This window comes from Lacrimispora xylanolytica, assembly GCF_026723765.1.
GTDB classification, from domain to species: Bacteria; Bacillota; Clostridia; order Lachnospirales; family Lachnospiraceae; genus Lacrimispora; species Lacrimispora xylanolytica.
On the sequence record NZ_CP113524.1, the window covers coordinates 880,048 to 895,000 of the forward strand.

Annotated in this window: 15 protein-coding genes (1 of these 15 cut by a window edge); 6 read left to right on the forward strand and 9 right to left on the reverse strand. The window is 40.6% G+C overall.

Annotated elements, in window-relative coordinates:
• Positions 1-5: 5 nt before the first annotated feature.
• The 9 genes from OW255_RS04250 to OW255_RS04290 all read right to left on the reverse strand — a co-directional run bounded on the left by OW255_RS04250 (position 6) and on the right by OW255_RS04290 (position 9,159).
• Entirely contained in the window at positions 6-614 is a 609-nt protein-coding gene (locus OW255_RS04250; protein WP_024837138.1) for a DUF6470 family protein, read from the reverse strand.
• 22 nt (positions 615-636) lie between these two features.
• Entirely contained in the window at positions 637-1,647 is a 1,011-nt protein-coding gene (locus tag OW255_RS04255; RefSeq protein ID WP_268115732.1) for a flagellin N-terminal helical domain-containing protein, read from the reverse strand.
• A gap of 11 nt (positions 1,648-1,658) precedes the next feature.
• Entirely contained in the window at positions 1,659-3,698 is a 2,040-nt protein-coding gene (locus OW255_RS04260; RefSeq protein WP_268115733.1) for a flagellar hook-associated protein FlgK, read from the reverse strand.
• Positions 3,695-4,120 (reverse strand): flagellar protein FlgN, encoded by a 426-nt coding sequence (locus tag OW255_RS04265; protein WP_024837135.1) that lies wholly within the window; start codon positions 4,118-4,120, stop codon positions 3,695-3,697. Before OW255_RS04265 ends, OW255_RS04260 begins: the two co-directional genes overlap by 4 nt.
• A 5-nt stretch (positions 4,121-4,125) precedes the next feature.
• Entirely contained in the window at positions 4,126-4,437 is a 312-nt protein-coding gene (locus OW255_RS04270) for a flagellar biosynthesis anti-sigma factor FlgM (protein ID WP_024837134.1), read from the reverse strand.
• 98 nt (positions 4,438-4,535) lie between these two features.
• Entirely contained in the window at positions 4,536-5,576 is a 1,041-nt protein-coding gene (locus OW255_RS04275) for a protein-glutamate methylesterase/protein-glutamine glutaminase (RefSeq protein ID WP_024837133.1), read from the reverse strand.
• Positions 5,577-5,720: 144 nt separating this feature from the next.
• Complete coding sequence (locus tag OW255_RS04280; protein ID WP_268115734.1) at positions 5,721-6,533, reverse strand: CheR family methyltransferase; 813 nt, start codon at positions 6,531-6,533, stop codon at positions 5,721-5,723.
• Between the two features lie 14 nt (positions 6,534-6,547).
• On the reverse strand, positions 6,548-7,006 hold the full coding sequence (locus OW255_RS04285; protein ID WP_024837131.1) for a chemotaxis protein CheW: 459 nt from the start codon (positions 7,004-7,006) through the stop codon (positions 6,548-6,550).
• A 20-nt stretch (positions 7,007-7,026) separates the two neighbouring features.
• Positions 7,027-9,159 carry a chemotaxis protein CheA gene (locus OW255_RS04290; protein WP_024837130.1) on the reverse strand — a complete coding sequence of 711 codons (2,133 nt, stop codon included), beginning with the start codon at positions 9,157-9,159 and terminating at the stop codon, positions 7,027-7,029.
• 126 nt (positions 9,160-9,285) lie between these two features.
• Here OW255_RS04290 and OW255_RS04295 point away from each other — a divergent pair, with 126 nt between their 5' ends.
• The 6 genes from OW255_RS04295 to OW255_RS20835 form a co-directional block, all read left to right on the forward strand.
• Positions 9,286-10,707 (forward strand): hypothetical protein, encoded by a 1,422-nt coding sequence (locus OW255_RS04295; RefSeq protein WP_268115736.1) that lies wholly within the window; start codon positions 9,286-9,288, stop codon positions 10,705-10,707.
• Positions 10,694-11,041 (forward strand): EscU/YscU/HrcU family type III secretion system export apparatus switch protein, encoded by a 348-nt coding sequence (locus OW255_RS04300; protein WP_024837128.1) that lies wholly within the window; start codon positions 10,694-10,696, stop codon positions 11,039-11,041. Before OW255_RS04295 ends, OW255_RS04300 begins: the two co-directional genes overlap by 14 nt.
• Positions 11,042-11,045: 4 nt before the next feature.
• On the forward strand, positions 11,046-11,663 hold the full coding sequence (locus OW255_RS04305; protein ID WP_268115737.1) for a PilZ domain-containing protein: 618 nt from the start codon (positions 11,046-11,048) through the stop codon (positions 11,661-11,663).
• Between the two features lie 91 nt (positions 11,664-11,754).
• Complete coding sequence (locus tag OW255_RS04310) at positions 11,755-13,113, forward strand: N-acetylmuramoyl-L-alanine amidase family protein (RefSeq protein ID WP_268115738.1); 1,359 nt, start codon at positions 11,755-11,757, stop codon at positions 13,111-13,113.
• A complete protein-coding gene (locus OW255_RS04315; RefSeq protein ID WP_268115739.1) occupies positions 13,101-14,168 on the forward strand; it encodes an N-acetylmuramoyl-L-alanine amidase family protein in 1,068 nt (355 codons plus the stop codon). The genes OW255_RS04310 and OW255_RS04315 overlap by 13 nt, the downstream gene beginning before the upstream one ends.
• Before the next feature lie 28 nt (positions 14,169-14,196).
• Positions 14,197-14,953: the 5' portion of a lytic transglycosylase domain-containing protein gene (locus OW255_RS20835; protein ID WP_326498144.1), read on the forward strand. The gene runs 47 nt beyond the window's last position; the window shows 757 of its 804 coding nt (coding positions 1-757); the start codon lies at positions 14,197-14,199; its stop codon lies off the right edge, out of view.

Genomic DNA, 14,953 nt, shown 5'->3' on the forward strand with positions numbered 1-14,953 from the left:
TTAAATTATGCTAGCACATCTACTGGAGAGTGATTAAAAAAATCTGCAGCACTGGGTGGAACATACATAGGTCCGCCAGTATATTCAATTTCTACATCTGGCATTTGGGTAATGGAGATAGAAACATCACCAGGGATAAACTCAAAGTCACCATTTGCGATTCTAAAGTCAAAATTAAGTCGATCCATCTGATACTGCATATTTAAATCAGGATTGGACCATTCTATTTCCGGACCTGTGGTAGGCAGGAAAGTTAAGCCAAAGTCTCCGGTTGGTACTTGAGCACGCTGCTGATTAATGATATCTAGAGCATTCGAAATATTTGGGTCTAACAACATTGCACTCTCCTCTGCATAGGCTGCGGTAGCTTCTTGAGCGGCCTGTCTGCCCTCCTGGGCGGATCGGCGAACGCTTTCCATTGTAGTAGGACAAACGGAATTTCGAGCATTGTAAGTATCTAATTTTACTTTAATGGGGCGGCTTTCCATCTCAAAGCCGCCTCTTTCTCTGGAAGCCACCATTTCAGCCTTTGAATTTGAATATTCTAACCGGGCTTTTGTAATCGTAAGTTCATACTTAATAGGTATGGTGGTTATTTTTAATAACGGTTCCATAGAATTACACCCCCAATCAAGACTATTTCATGAAATCAATAAACGATGGTGACAGGATAGAAGTACCTACTTTCAGCGCAGCATTGTATGCGTATTGATTCCACATATAATCCGTAATTGCTTTTGCCATATCTATTCCTTCTACATTCTCCATCTGTTCCTGTAGAGAAATATCTGTATTCTCCAGACGATCTTTTGTTGTAGTCAGGAACTCTGATTTAACGCCCAGTTCTGTAATTTGGTTTAAGATTCCGCTACTCACGTCCTCAAATTTGGCTGATAATTTTTGATAAGCCTGAGCGTCGAAGGTCTCTGCACTTAATAAATCAGCCATCTGTCCTGTTAATACAATTACATTATTGCTCATTCCTTCACTGTCTTTCCCATATCCAACGGCATTGATACCTGGCAGGGACATATTAAAGGCACTGGAGGGAACAACCTTGTTGTTTTCATCAAGAGATAGTCCCATACCCAAATCAACATAGAGTTTTTCTGTGGAAAGTGTGTCCAACGCACTTTTATCTGCGGTACCATCAGCCGCATTCACATTATAGCCGCGATAAGTCAGAGTACCGTCATCGGTCAAGGTAAAAGGTGGATTTTTTCCATCAGAGCCTGCAAATAAAAAGGTATCTTCATAGGAAGAGTTAAGACTTAGTACCATTGTTTTTTGAAATTCCCGTAAAGCTGAGGCATAACCCTCTCTGACTTCTTTGGTCTGATTGGTACCATTCATGGCCTGAATGCCGTAGTCTTTATTAATGGTCTTTAGCATATCATTGATCTGTCTCATGGCATCTTCCTGACCATCCTGTCTGGATTGAACGTCGCTTAGCATGCTTAAGTTATCCTGATTACTATAATATTTACGATGGAGCTGGGAAGCTCTTGCCGCAGCACCTGGATTTTCAGCCACAGAATTAAAGCTGCGCTGAGTCATTACCTTTGTTCTTGAGCTATTTAACGTATTTATTGTTGTAGAAAGATTATTTTTATAATTTCTTAAAATTGCGTTAGTAGTAATTCTCATTTCAGTTCCTCCTATCGGCCAACCATACCAGTGTTATTAATGAGTACATCCAGTGCCTGGTCAAGAGTAGTCATTAAACGAGCAGCAGCTGTATAAGACCTCTGAAACTGCATCAGGTTAATGCCTTCTTCATCGAGAGATACACCAGAAACAGCATCTTTGTTATTAGATGTCTCTGACAATACAGAAATATGATTATTCAGAATAGCGGTATTTGCTGAGCTATCGATACCCTGCATGTTCTCCATATTAGAATAGCACTGGGAGAAATTTCCATTATAGAAGGATATGGTACCAGTCTGGGGATTTCCAGCATTATCTGTATAAGAATAATCATATTTGAACTCACGGCTATCAGTAAGCGATTTAATCATAAGCGTAATGTTTTCGTTAGCAGTTGAACCTGCATTTGAATCGTGAGAGGAGATAATATGTATACTGCCATTCATCCAGTCATCTGATAATTTAATATTGCCCGCAGTAAAAATATTGCTGCCGTCAGATGTCTTAAATAAGTCAAAGTTCTTAATATTCACAGGATTGGCAGAATAAACCAAACTATCAATATCATTATCTGCTGTGGTTTTAATGCTATCTGAGGTTATAACTTCGTTTACTGCTAAAGCAGATGTACTTGACCATGTAAGTTTTTTGCTGGTTTCATTATAATTCCAGCTACCAGCAAGAGTATTACCATTCACATTAAAGCTTGTTGCAGGCAATGCTGCAGCCAGATTTTTAAGACTTTCCTCCATGGTACTTCCAAGGAGAATCGTACCGTTTGTTCCATCACCAAAGGTGTAGTTCTGGCCATTGACATTAATTATTTCGTGCTTTAAGAAGTTGCCTTTTGCATTGCTAAAATTATAAGCATATTCTGCCTTTTTCGTTCCATCACCGACCATCTGTTCTGCATAACCTTTGGAGGGAGCACTTGTAACTCCTGTATATGGAACTGTATTCTGATTCAATGCATTAAATGTTTTTGCAAAGGTCTGAACAAAAGCGTCAAAGGATTTCTCGTAGTATCCAATTCCTCTGTAATCACTTGCAGGATTATCCAGCTCTCCTGATTTGTTTAACATATCAACCGTACCTTTAAGCGTACCTTCTTTTAAAGCATCGGTAATGTTTGTTTTTAATGCTGAAACATCAGCATAAGATGGAAAATCAGATGCAGGTATCAGATTTATTGATACTGTTCCATCCTCGGCTCCTTGGGAATTTTTATTTCTTTCTACAGAAAGAGAAGCGAAGTTTTCTCCATGATAACCTGCGGTTAAATTATATGTAACTCCATTGGCGCCATTTAATTTAACTACAGGGTAATTATACTTGGCTCCGTCAGAAATCTGCACTTCTTTGTATGATACACTGATAGGAATATAGCCAGCAAGTTCATCAAGCTTATTATTTCTCTCATCCATCATCTCAAGAGCCGGATTTCCCAGCATCTGGCTTTTCCAGATTGCATCATTTAATTCACCAATGTCAGATAATAAGCTGTTTACAGTTGGTAAACTGGTTTTTTCGAGACTGCTTATGGTCTCTTCCCGGGTGCTCTTTAAATCTGCATTTTTTTGATGAATATAATTCATTAATACCTGGCAGCGGGAACGTACAATGCTATCAAACTCACTGCTGTTTGCATTGGCAGACAGCTTGTCCAAACTGCTGCTCAAATCACTAAGGGCTGTCTTTAAAGCATTTTTATCTGTCTCATCAAATATATCTCCAAGCTGATCTAAAACAGCCTGACGGGCATCTGCTGTTCCGACTTTTGCTATCTGGTTTCTATACTGTACATCCAGAAATGGATCACGGATCTGAGATACATTAGTGGTTTCTACACCATATCCAATCTTTGAACTTGGATTGCTGCTGTATAGATCCCCGCCTCTTAAATTCAGGCTGACTAAATCCACCTGCTGCTTGGTGTATCCTACCGTATTAATGTTAGCTATATTCTGTCCGGTTACGTCAAGTGATCTCTGGCTGGCAGCCATAGCCAAGCGGGCAGTGGTAAAACCGGCAAAGGTTGATCGTGTCATATTTGTCCCCCCCATAGTTTGTTATCTGGTGTCGTTCCATTTTGGGAATTGTTAATAGCTTTATTGATCATGTGAAGATTTACTTCAATCATGGTACGTGCACTGTCATTGATATCCTGGAAAAGACGGACATGGTCAGTAAGAGTATTGAACATACTTTTTAACATATCATGTTCACTTCCAGTCGTCTTAGAGAGAATCTCTTGGAAGGTGCAGCCTTCAAAGCCCATCTTTTCCTGGCAGAGCTCACGTTTCCGTTCAAGACCTCTCAGCTTTAAGATCGCTGCTTGTTCTTTGTTCATGCAGTCCTCTACATGAGTAATACGATTTTTTTTGGCTGCTTCCAGTTTTGTCTGTTCAATCTGTATCAGTTCCTGGAATAACTCAGTCAAACCCTCGATTACGGTAATAAATTCATTCATACTCATTAGGCTCCTTTATATAGAAGAATCTTCTCGGCCAACTTATTGGCATCTACCTGATAAGTTCCATTCTCAATTCTCTGCTTTAAAAGATCCAGTTTTTCCTCCGAAGCTGGCTGCTTTAACTCTTTTACCATAAGATTTTTCAGAGTAGAAGCAAACTTCGAGTCTATTTCTTCCGGTGATGCAGAACGGATTGTGATTTCATCATATTTGTTTTTTGAGGATTCCGAAGCGGTTACTGCGGAAGTATCCTGACTTTGTCGTATCATGGATGTATTATATAGCGTACTATAATAGTTCGGTGAAATACGCATTTAACGACTCCTTTCTAAGAGCTTATATACCAAAGGTTCTATTTATATTATCGTCATAAGTAAAAAAATATTAACTTTGGATTCAGTAATTTCTTATACTAAAGTGAATATAAATGTTTCAGCAATACATTGGAAATATTAGCACAGGAAGTCTGAGTGACCACAGCTCCAATATTATAGGCTACCATAGGCATTCCGTATACAACACAGCTTTCTGCATCCTGCCCAATAGTGAATGCCCCTTTTTTCTTCATACTGAGAAGACCATCAGCGCCATCGCGTCCCATTCCAGTCATAATGATACCAACAGAATTTGGTCCAGCCGTATCCGCTATAGACTGAAAGAGAACATCTACAGAAGGCCGGTGGCCGCTTACCTTTTCTCCAGAGTAGCAGCTTACGGAATATCTGCTTCCTACACGCACTACCTTCATTTGTAAATCACCAGGAGCAATAAGCACCTGTCCTCTTTCTATGATATCTCCGCTCTGAGCCTCTTTTACACTCATCTGACAAAGACGATTTAAGCGGTCAGCGTACATTTTAGTAAAGCCTTCGGGCATATGCTGAGTCACCACGATACCAGGAGTATCGGCGGGAAGGTTTTTTAATACCTGCAAGGTTGCCTCGGTTCCGCCAGTAGATGCCCCAATTCCTATAACCGTATTATAAGCATTCAATGAAAATGGCCTCCCACTGCTTAATGTATGTTTCGGAACCACAGGTGCTGTTTGGGGTACCTTAATCTTAGCCCGAGAGGCAATAAATATTTTACTCATTAATGTATTCAAAAAAGTACTGGAGGAATTTCCAGTGGTCATGTCCGGCTTCCGGACAAAATCCACAGCTCCTGCGGAGAGGGCTTCAAATACATTTAAGTTAAGAGAAGAAACTAAAATCACTGGTACGGCATAAATAGGCAACAGTTTTTTTACAAAATCAATGCCATTTAAGCGAGGCATCTCCACATCTACGGTAACCACGTCAGGTTTCAGAAGAGGAATCTTTTTTTCAGCATCAAAAGCGTCAATTGCATAGCCAATGACTTCAATATTCGGATTTTTGGAAAGATTATCAATCAACACCTTGCGAAAAAGCAAGGAGTCATCTACGATAAGAACACGGATTTTTTCGTTCATATTTTACTCCATTCTTGGCAGGTAATAGACACAGCCAGGCTGATGTAAGTTTTACATTTTCCTGATATTTAATTTTAAATCTGTGTAATATAAAATCCATTTACCGATACATCGCAGCAGTAAATAGATTTTATATTAAACAGATTATTCTTTTCGATAGGTTGCCGGCATTATATACTTGAACGGAGTCTTTTCTTTATTAATGGTCTCAGAATGACCAATGAGTAAATAGCCTCCCGGTGCGGCTGCATCATAAAAACGCTGAATCAGGCCATCTTTTGTATTCTGATCAAAATAGATCATGACATTTCTGCAAAAAATCACATCAAATTTCAAACGAAACCGAATGGGGTCCATTAAGTTAAAGGTCTGAAAAATAACATTGGATTTAATGGCAGGAGAAACGGAATAAATACCCGGCTCTGCAGTATTTACAAAGTACTTGGATTTCCAGGAAGGAGATAAGTTCTTTAAGGACTCTTCATCGTATACTGCCTGCTTTGCTGCGTTTAATGCATTCTGAGATATGTCAGTAGCAAGAACCCTGGTATCCCAGAGGGCGGCTTGCGCCCCCAGGGATTCTTTTAACAACATGGATATTGTATATGGCTCTTCTCCAGAAGAGCAGCCAGCACTCCATATGCTTAAAACTTTATTCTTTTTTGTACTCAAAAGATAAGGAAGAATCGTATCCCGGAAGAAATTAAAATGGGCTTCCTCCCTCATAAAATAAGTATAATTTGTTGTAAGCTTATTCAGCATCACTTCCAGATCAGTTGGATTCTTAGAAGAGGTTACGTGGTCTATGTATTCTGTAAAAGAAGAATAGCCCATAGTAATGATTGTATTTGATAGCCGTCCCATAATCAGCTGCATCTTTTTTGACAAGTCAATTCCATAGTTTTTTTTCACGAACTGAACCAGCCGTGTGAAGTCTTGCTGTGAAAGTGTTAACATTGAAAGGCCGTCCTTTATGAGTTATTAACTAAAGTTACACAATCCATAAGCAGAACAACATTGTTGTCTGGCATGGATATCATACCACTTACCAGTTCTTCCCGGTTGTTAGCAGGAACAGAAGAGATCTGAGAATAATCAATGTCCAGAACCTGCTCAACTGCATCAACAATGATTCCAATAAAGACAGAATCTACATTTAATACGATCACGCAGGTTGTGTTGGTATATTCAATCTCAGGTTTTCCAAGTCTTAAGCGGATATCAATAATAGGAACGATCTGTCCTCTTAAATTGATGATTCCCTTTACATAATTCGGCATCATCGGCATGGTAGTAATTGCATGGTTTGTGATGATCTCTATAATATAGTTTGTGCTTACTCCAAAAATCAGGTTATCTGTGCGGAACGTAAGGTACCGCTCCGTGGCCTCAGAGCCAGTCATAGTAGTTTGCGTATTCTCTGCTGACATTTGTATTCCTCCAATTCCAATTAGTATTGATTGTGTGCTGCAGCATACAGATTTAAAACGTCTAAAATGATGCTGATATTACCATCACCCAGGATAGTACAGCCGCAGATTCCTGAATTTTTAATGTTAAAGCTGTTTAAATAAACTGGAAGCGGTTTTACAACTACCTGCTGTTCCCCAAGCAGATCATCAACAAACAGGCAATAGGACTTGTCACCGGATTCTACCCAAACAAGGATTCCGTCTTCGATATTCGTGATTTCTGTATTAATATTATAGAGGGTATGTATACGAATAATTGGATAGAACTGATTCATACATTTGATGATCTCGTTCCCCTCAGTATCGTAAATAACGTCTTCGTTCTTAACTTTAAAGGACTGACGGATGTTAGCAATCGGAATGGTAAATACAGATTTGCCTACAGCAATTTCCATACCATCTACAATTGCCATGGTAAGAGGAATCTTTAAAGTTGTACACATTCCTTTTCCTAATTCACTTGTAACAGTAACAGTACCGCCTACTGCCTCTACATTCTTCTTAACGACGTCCATACCAACACCACGGCCGGAATATTCCGTTACCACTTCGTTGGTAGAGAAGCCAGGTGCGAGAAGAAGTGCAAGGATTTCCTTTTCGGTGTACTCATTTTCCGGCTTTGTAAGAATGCCGTTCTTTTTAGCCTTTGCAAGAACGCCGGCAGGGTCTACTCCGTGACCATCATCTTTAATAGAAATAATAACTTCATTGGTAGTATGGCTGGCGGAAAGAATAATCTCTCCCTGAGGATTCTTACCAGCTTTAATACGTTCCTCTGCGGTTTCTTCGATTCCATGATCCATGGAGTTACGAACGATATGCATAATAGGGTCGCCGATGCTGTCTACAATAGACTTATCAACTTCGGTATTCTCGCCAACGATAGTGAGGCGAACGTCCTTTTTCAGCTTTTGCTTCATATCTCTGACAATTCGGTTCATCTTCTGGAATACACCGGATACCGGCACCATGCGCAGAGACATAACAATATCCTGAAGATCATCTGTTAGCTTGCGAAGCTGTCTGGTTGCCTTTAAAAAGTTATCCATATTTTTTAAATTCTGGATGTCAGGAGAAGAGGTCACCATAGATTCTGTGATAACGATTTCACCAACAATTGCAACAAGATTGTCAAGCTTAGCCAGATTTACACTGATTAAATTCTGCTTATTTGGTGTCTGATGTCCGGAATTAGCAGCAGGAGCGCTTGCAGCAGCACTTTCTCGTACGGCAGGAGCAGCGGCAGCTGGTGCCTGAGCTTCATCAGCGGCGGCATTTTTAACACGAACATTTTCTATCAGTTCATAAGAGCGGATATTATTTAAATTACTTACCTGGGTAATCGCAGATTCTGCATCATTCTTAGATTCAAAGGTCAAAAAGAAACCTTTCTCAATGATGGTTGCGCAGGTCTGGCTGTTTGTTTCGATATCAGACGGATAATAGTTAAATTCTAATCCGGATTCTTTCAGTGCACTTATAAGCATAAATGCTCTTAGATTTTCCATTCCACAGCCTTCATCAAAAAAGAGGCGGAGGAAGAAGGCAGCATTGTCATCTGGGCATTCAGCCAGATCCATCCGGATTTCGTCTAGATTAGCGGCCTGGACGGCAGGGGCGGAGACCTTTTTGGGCTCTTCGGGCTTTTTTTGCTCAGGAGCCTTCTCGCTTTTGGCTTCGGCATCCTTTTGTGTGTTATCCTTACTGATTTTTTTCAGGAAGCTATTAATTTCCTGAGTTAGATTGTCGACATTATCACTAAGTGGTTCATTGTTTTCTACCTTTGAAACTTCTGCTCTAAGCATATCGGTAGAACGGAACATTAAATCAAAAAGGGTGCTCTTGTGGGAAATGTCAAGAGAATCCAAACCATTCTCACGAATAAAGAAGAATAAATCTTCAATGTGATGGGCAATCTGCATCAGGGAAGAAAACTCCATCATAGCAGAGGAACCCTTGACGGTGTGCATGATACGAAAGATTTCGTTTACATCGTCCACCGTAAAATCTCCTGCTTTTTCGGCTTCTATCAGGAGTTCATCCAATTGCTCCAGAAGGGAATTGGTTTCAAAGAGATACATATCAAGCATATTATCCATGCCGTTATCCATAATATTTACACCGCCTTGTCTAATTAGTATATATCTATTTATCGGTATGGTTGTTTAAAAAATAATAGCAAATAGAAGAACGTTTGGAAAAAAATGTATGATTTACCACATAGATGGAGGCATAATATGGCAGATGTTTTAAAAGTAACGACACCGCTATCTGGTTATGATAATTCAACCATTAAAAACAATCCCCAGGCAGGTCAGGGACCCCAGATACAGAATCCAGTAGATCCTACCAGAGTGACAAGGGGAGATAACCGGACCAATGCCGGAGGAAATGGAGAGCAGCAGCTTGCATTTCAATACAGATCGAATTTTGGCTCATTTCTCAACATGGTTCGAAATATTCCGGATCTTTCTAAGATTTTTACCGACATATTTTTCCAGGGAGAGGAGATGCTTACTGGGGGAGTGATGGGGCAGGAAGCTGCAGAGCGGATCGCTGCATTTTTTAAAGCTGCCCAGATGAACGAGGAAGACATACTGCCGTTCTTAAAAGAGCAGGCAGAATCCAATGTGAAATTCAGTGGTGGATTATTCGATCAGCTTAGAATGGTAATGGCTGATACGAATTCTGTGGATTTAAAATCAGACGTCCTAAATTTTATTCGGAAATTTAATGACATGTCATCTGGAAAGCATATTCTTGGTGACATTTTCCGTACATTAAGGGAGATGGAAAGCTATGTTTATAAGCAGACCAGAGAACAGATCCAGGAGATGTTAAAAGAGCTGGATATGTTGGCTCAGGAAGGAGATACCTCCAAAAACAGTACCCTGCTGAAAGACAAAATTATGCCGTTCCTAGGACGTTATATCTCAGCTAATCATGATATGGGGACAATAAGAGATAAGATATCCCTGCTGACCGTTCTGATTTCCAGATATGAAAATGGAAACAGGGAAGATGTTTTACAGGCATTTCAAAGACTGACCGGATATCAGGGCTTCCGCAAATATTTTGGTACCGTGACCATGGAACAGTTCAGCAGTCTTCTCGATCAGGTGGATATGGATCAGGCTGCGGGTAAAAATGAGTGGTCCGAAAAGTTTCTGGATTTTCTGCGCACAGGAGTAAGCGGAGGAACCGGACTTGAAAATAAACAGACCTTTTTAAATATGATGAATTCCATGATACTCAATGAAAGTGTATATATGCCTCTGCTGCATCTGGCATTTCCCTTTAACATCAATGGCAAGAAGCTATTCACAGAAATGTGGATTGATCCAGATGAACAAGGCAGCAGCACACAAGCAGGTATAAAACGAGTAGCCAGAATTTTCGTGAAATTTGATATTCGTGAGCTGGGCCAGTTTAAATTGCTGTTGGTCTATGGCGGAGACGCATCATCTCTCCAGCTGTATTATCCGGAACGGATGCAAAAGTCAGAGGGTGCAATTCAAAAAGGGATGAAAGCCATACTGGAGCAGCACCAACTACGGATTGATAACCTGTATCTTCAGGCAGGCGGAGGTCCAAATTCTCCTGTGGAGGTATTTCCTAAAATACAGGAAAGGAAGAATTCAGTCGATGTCAGAATTTAAAAACACATTAAACAAAAAAGCAGTTGCGATTAAATACGATGAGAATAAAAATGCTGCCCCTGTCATCGTTGCTTCCGGAATGGGTTATATGGCAGAACGAATCATCGAGACCGCCAATGAAAGCGGTGTCCCGGTGTATGAGGATAATTCTCTTGCGACGATACTGACTCAGCTAGAGCTGGGGGCCAAAGTTCCGGAAGAGCTATACCAGGCAATAGTAGATATTTATTTATATTTTTTAGACTATGTACCAGACATCAAGGAAAAATTGTTGACAGAAAACTCCGATGATTCAAACACAGAGGAAATTGAATCACCTGGAACGGAGGAATAAAATTATGTTTATGGAATGTAAAAAAGCCTGCATCTATTCATTTGCAGGCTCATTGCTTGCGGAAGTAGAAGTCATGAATGGTGACAAGGAGGTCATGGAGCTGGTCATAAATGAAACTGATATATGGAACATCAGTGGTGAGACCATGATCGAATTTTATGATGGCAAACAGGGCCTTGTGACCTGCAAATGCAGGATTTCCGGAATGACAAAGCTGCCGGATCAGTCTGCTTACCGTGCCACCTGTAAGGTAGTGAAAATGGTCAGCGAAAATGAAAGGCGACAGGCATTGAAAGTCAGAATAGAGCAGCCTGTAACCATAGAAACTTCAGGAGACAGCGGCACTCTTTTACATATCCAGGCAGAGATAAAAGATATCAGTGTTGGGGGCGTAGGTTTTGAGTCAAAAGAAAACCTTATGGAAAACCAGCCTTTTTCTTTCCTGATCAACACCAATTACGGCTGCGTCCGTCTAAAGGGCTGTGTTATCTGGAAGAAAGAAGTGTCAGAAATGGGCGAGAATATAGGCTATCGCTATGGTGCCCAATTCCTGGAAATGACTCCTCATCAGGAATCTATGATTAAAAAATTCACTCTCTCCGAGCGGCTGAAAAAACAGTAATATCCGTTGATGGCTTATGTTTCGTACTAAACATGACGATAGGAATTATATACTGTAATTTATTGAGTCAGCAAAGAAAAGGAGTGATTAGATGAAGAAGCGGACAATGGCCATGGTGATATTGACGGCCTTTTGTTTGTGCTTGATACCAGAAAAAGTAATGGCGACGGCTGCGATTAATTCAGTCAGCATTAAAGTAGGTCTTAATATTGAGGCAGGAGACCGCCTGCCGGATATACAGATTGATAAGACAAGTGCAGACTGCTATGTGACAGCTGGAAGCAAGGAGTATAAGGTGACAGAGGCAGCGTGGGTAACATCCACCTCAAAAGATATGACGATTGGGGAGGAACCCAAGATGAATGTTACTCTGACCCCATCCAATGAGTCTGATGCTTATTTTAAATCATCCTACGAAGCCACCAAAATTAAAGTAAATGGAGGTTCCTATGTCAGTGCAAAGCGCCAGGGAAGCGATTTAGTCGTTACACTGCGCGCCAAAGCAATCAAAGGACTTTATGCAGAACCTGAAGATGTAGGCTGGAAGGACACAAGACTTGGTTTGGCAGTCTGGTCCAAGGGAGATAATACCTCCGGTGCCTACGAAGTATGGCTCTATCAAGGAAAGAAAATTATCTTTAAAAAGGAGCAGGTAACTGCGACTGCCTATAATTTTTATCCTTACATGACAGAAGAAGGAACCTATTCTTATAAAATCCGCTCCATACCGTTTAAGCAGGAAGAATTAAAGAACGGCAAAAAAAGTAACTGGGTAGAATCCGATGAACTTGTCATCAGAGACCGGGACGTGTCTGATGGAACAGGCAAGGAAGCTGACCGTAAAGCAGACGGTACAGCAAACACTGAGCCAAAAAGTGGCTGGGAGCAACAGTCAGGCGCCTGGTCATACCGCCATAAAGACGGCACTCTTCAGGCCAATTCATGGATGGCACTTGATAATGTATGGTATCGTTTTGATCAGAATGGTAAGATGGTAACCGGCTGGTTCATCTTAGATTCTGATATTTATTATTTAGATGCCAATGGAGCCATGTTGACTGGCTGGCAGAAGATTAATAATGTCTGGTACTATTTCTATCCCGATAACGGCCATGAGGGACCTCAGGGAGCCGCTGCTGTTAATTGGCAGGTAATCGATGGCTATACCTATTTCTTTAGCAATCAGGGAGCGATGCAGAAAGGCTGGATTAATCAGGCCGGAAGATGGTATTACTTAAATACCATACCAGTAAATCTTGAAGGCGTTATGATGAAAGGTCTTTTTACACGGGATGAAAAGACATATTATACAGGTGAAGATGGAGTAATGGCTACTGGCTGGCATCAGGTGGATGGCTATTGGCGATATTTTCACCAGGATGGAAGCATGGCAGTGAAGACCACAGTGGACGGATATTCAATCAATGAGGAGGGGGTATGGGAACAATGATAAGAAAAGAAGGAATGAAACCGTATTTTATATTATTGTCCCTTCTGGCTTTTATGATGATCATTCTGCCTCCTCTAAAGGTTCAAGCGGCTGAATCCATTGTAATCCGCAGCTTAAATCTGACCTTTAAGAGCCAATTCGGTGATGAAGAAATTCTCATGCCTGAGATTACAACAACAACCTCAGGAGTTACCATTCAGGATACTCTTTGGAAGAGAGATATCAGTAAATGGAAAGCTGCTTCCAATGAGAGAGTCAGTGTAATTCTGACTTCAGATACTATGATTTTTGCAGAATCCTATAACCGCTCTGAGCTTAAAGTGACCGGAGCCAAATTTGTTTCAGCCAAAGCTTTGGATAATAATACTCTTGAAGTTAAAGTTGATTATGTACCAGTAGTGAAATTAGGAAAAACCGCAAAAGCTGGCTGGAGCGACAGCAAGAAGACGAAAGCTGTCTGGAAAAAGGTTGAATTCGCCACCGGTTATCAGGTAGCGCTTTATGCAGACGATAAGCTGAAAAAACGTATTTCCGTCCAGACAAACATAGCAGATCTATCTGAACTTATGGACAAGAATGCAGTTTATTACTATGAAGTTCGTGCAATCGGATTTACTGCCGATGACCGAAAGTATATGAAAGAAGGAGATTATGTAACTTCTGATGATACTATCATGGAGTACGAAGGAGATACTACAGGAGCTTGGAAGGGAAATACTTATAAGCAGGAAGACGGCGGTGTACCAAGAAACAGCTGGAAGCAGATTTTAAACGACTGGTATTATTTCGATGGAAATGGAACTCGTCAAACCGGCTGGTTAAAGTCAGGACAAAGGTGGTATTATTTAAACCCTGCTGATGGCAAGCTGATGACTGGCTGGCAGCAGATAGATGGTAAATGGTATTATCTAAACACCCAGGGTGGAGAGATGATGACAGGCTGGGTAGAAATTCAACCGAAAATCTGGTATTATTTTCATTTAGATGGAAGTATGGCATACCACACGAATATAGGACAATACTGGGTGGATGCTTCTGGAAAATGGATTTCATAATTGCCTTAAAAGGCGGGAGGAATATATTTTGGCAACAATCGACCAGCTAAAACTGTCTGCCCTTACAGGAGCAGGGATAGGACGTACAAACAATACAGCATCCAAATCCGGAAGTGAATTTAAAAACGTATTAAAATCAATTGTAAACGTCCCTCAGAATCTTGAGGAAATTTTTAAAGAAGCTGCAAACAAATATGGAGTGCCTGAAAAGCTTTTAAAGGCAGTTGCCAAGGTAGAATCTAATTTCAACCCATCCGCAACTTCAAAAAAGGGAGCAGCAGGTATCATGCAGTTGATGCCTGCAACAGCCAAATCCTTGGGAGTATCGAATCCTTATGATGCCAAAAGTAATATCATGGGAGGCGCCAAATATTTAAAAGAACATTTGGAGCGGTTCAACGGTAACGTAGAACTAACTTTGGCAGCTTACAATGCAGGTGGTAATAATGTAAAGAAATACGGAGGGATACCGCCTTTTAAAGAAACTCAGGAATATGTAAAAAAGGTAATAGGCTTTATGGGGAATGATGAATCCTTAAAGACCGGTTCCTTATATTTTTCCAGCAACTCAAAATCCTCAGATAATTATGTGAATCAAACAACTTCCAATTATAATTCCTATTCCCCTCAAGGAATGGCAGAAATCAATAAACTGTTCCAGACTTTGACGTCCCTCACCGGACAATCTTCTGAAGCAGATGGAAATTCACTACTGGCTAATAAAACAAACTACCTCTATCTAATAGAGTTGATGAAGATGCGCATGCAGATGTCATCTCACAGCT

Excerpts from the sequence above, each read along its gene's own strand:
- OW255_RS04250 (WP_024837138.1), bottom strand. The coding sequence starts at position 614 with ATGGAACCGTTATTAAAAATAACCACCATACCTATTAAGTATGAACTT.
- OW255_RS04255 (WP_268115732.1), bottom strand. The coding sequence starts at position 1,647 with ATGAGAATTACTACTAACGCAATTTTAAGAAATTATAAAAATAATCTT.
- OW255_RS04260 (WP_268115733.1), bottom strand. The coding sequence starts at position 3,698 with ATGACACGATCAACCTTTGCCGGTTTTACCACTGCCCGCTTGGCTATG.
- OW255_RS04265 (WP_024837135.1), bottom strand. The coding sequence starts at position 4,120 with ATGAATGAATTTATTACCGTAATCGAGGGTTTGACTGAGTTATTCCAG.
- OW255_RS04270 (WP_024837134.1), bottom strand. The coding sequence starts at position 4,437 with ATGCGTATTTCACCGAACTATTATAGTACGCTATATAATACATCCATG.
- OW255_RS04275 (WP_024837133.1), bottom strand. The coding sequence starts at position 5,576 with ATGAACGAAAAAATCCGTGTTCTTATCGTAGATGACTCCTTGCTTTTT.
- OW255_RS04280 (WP_268115734.1), bottom strand. The coding sequence starts at position 6,533 with ATGTTAACACTTTCACAGCAAGACTTCACACGGCTGGTTCAGTTCGTG.
- OW255_RS04285 (WP_024837131.1), bottom strand. The coding sequence starts at position 7,006 with ATGTCAGCAGAGAATACGCAAACTACTATGACTGGCTCTGAGGCCACG.
- OW255_RS04290 (WP_024837130.1), bottom strand. The coding sequence starts at position 9,159 with ATGGATAACGGCATGGATAATATGCTTGATATGTATCTCTTTGAAACC.
- OW255_RS04295 (WP_268115736.1), top strand. The coding sequence starts at position 9,286 with ATGGCAGATGTTTTAAAAGTAACGACACCGCTATCTGGTTATGATAAT.
- OW255_RS04300 (WP_024837128.1), top strand. The coding sequence starts at position 10,694 with ATGTCAGAATTTAAAAACACATTAAACAAAAAAGCAGTTGCGATTAAA.
- OW255_RS04305 (WP_268115737.1), top strand. The coding sequence starts at position 11,046 with ATGTTTATGGAATGTAAAAAAGCCTGCATCTATTCATTTGCAGGCTCA.
- OW255_RS04310 (WP_268115738.1), top strand. The coding sequence starts at position 11,755 with ATGAAGAAGCGGACAATGGCCATGGTGATATTGACGGCCTTTTGTTTG.
- OW255_RS04315 (WP_268115739.1), top strand. The coding sequence starts at position 13,101 with ATGGGAACAATGATAAGAAAAGAAGGAATGAAACCGTATTTTATATTA.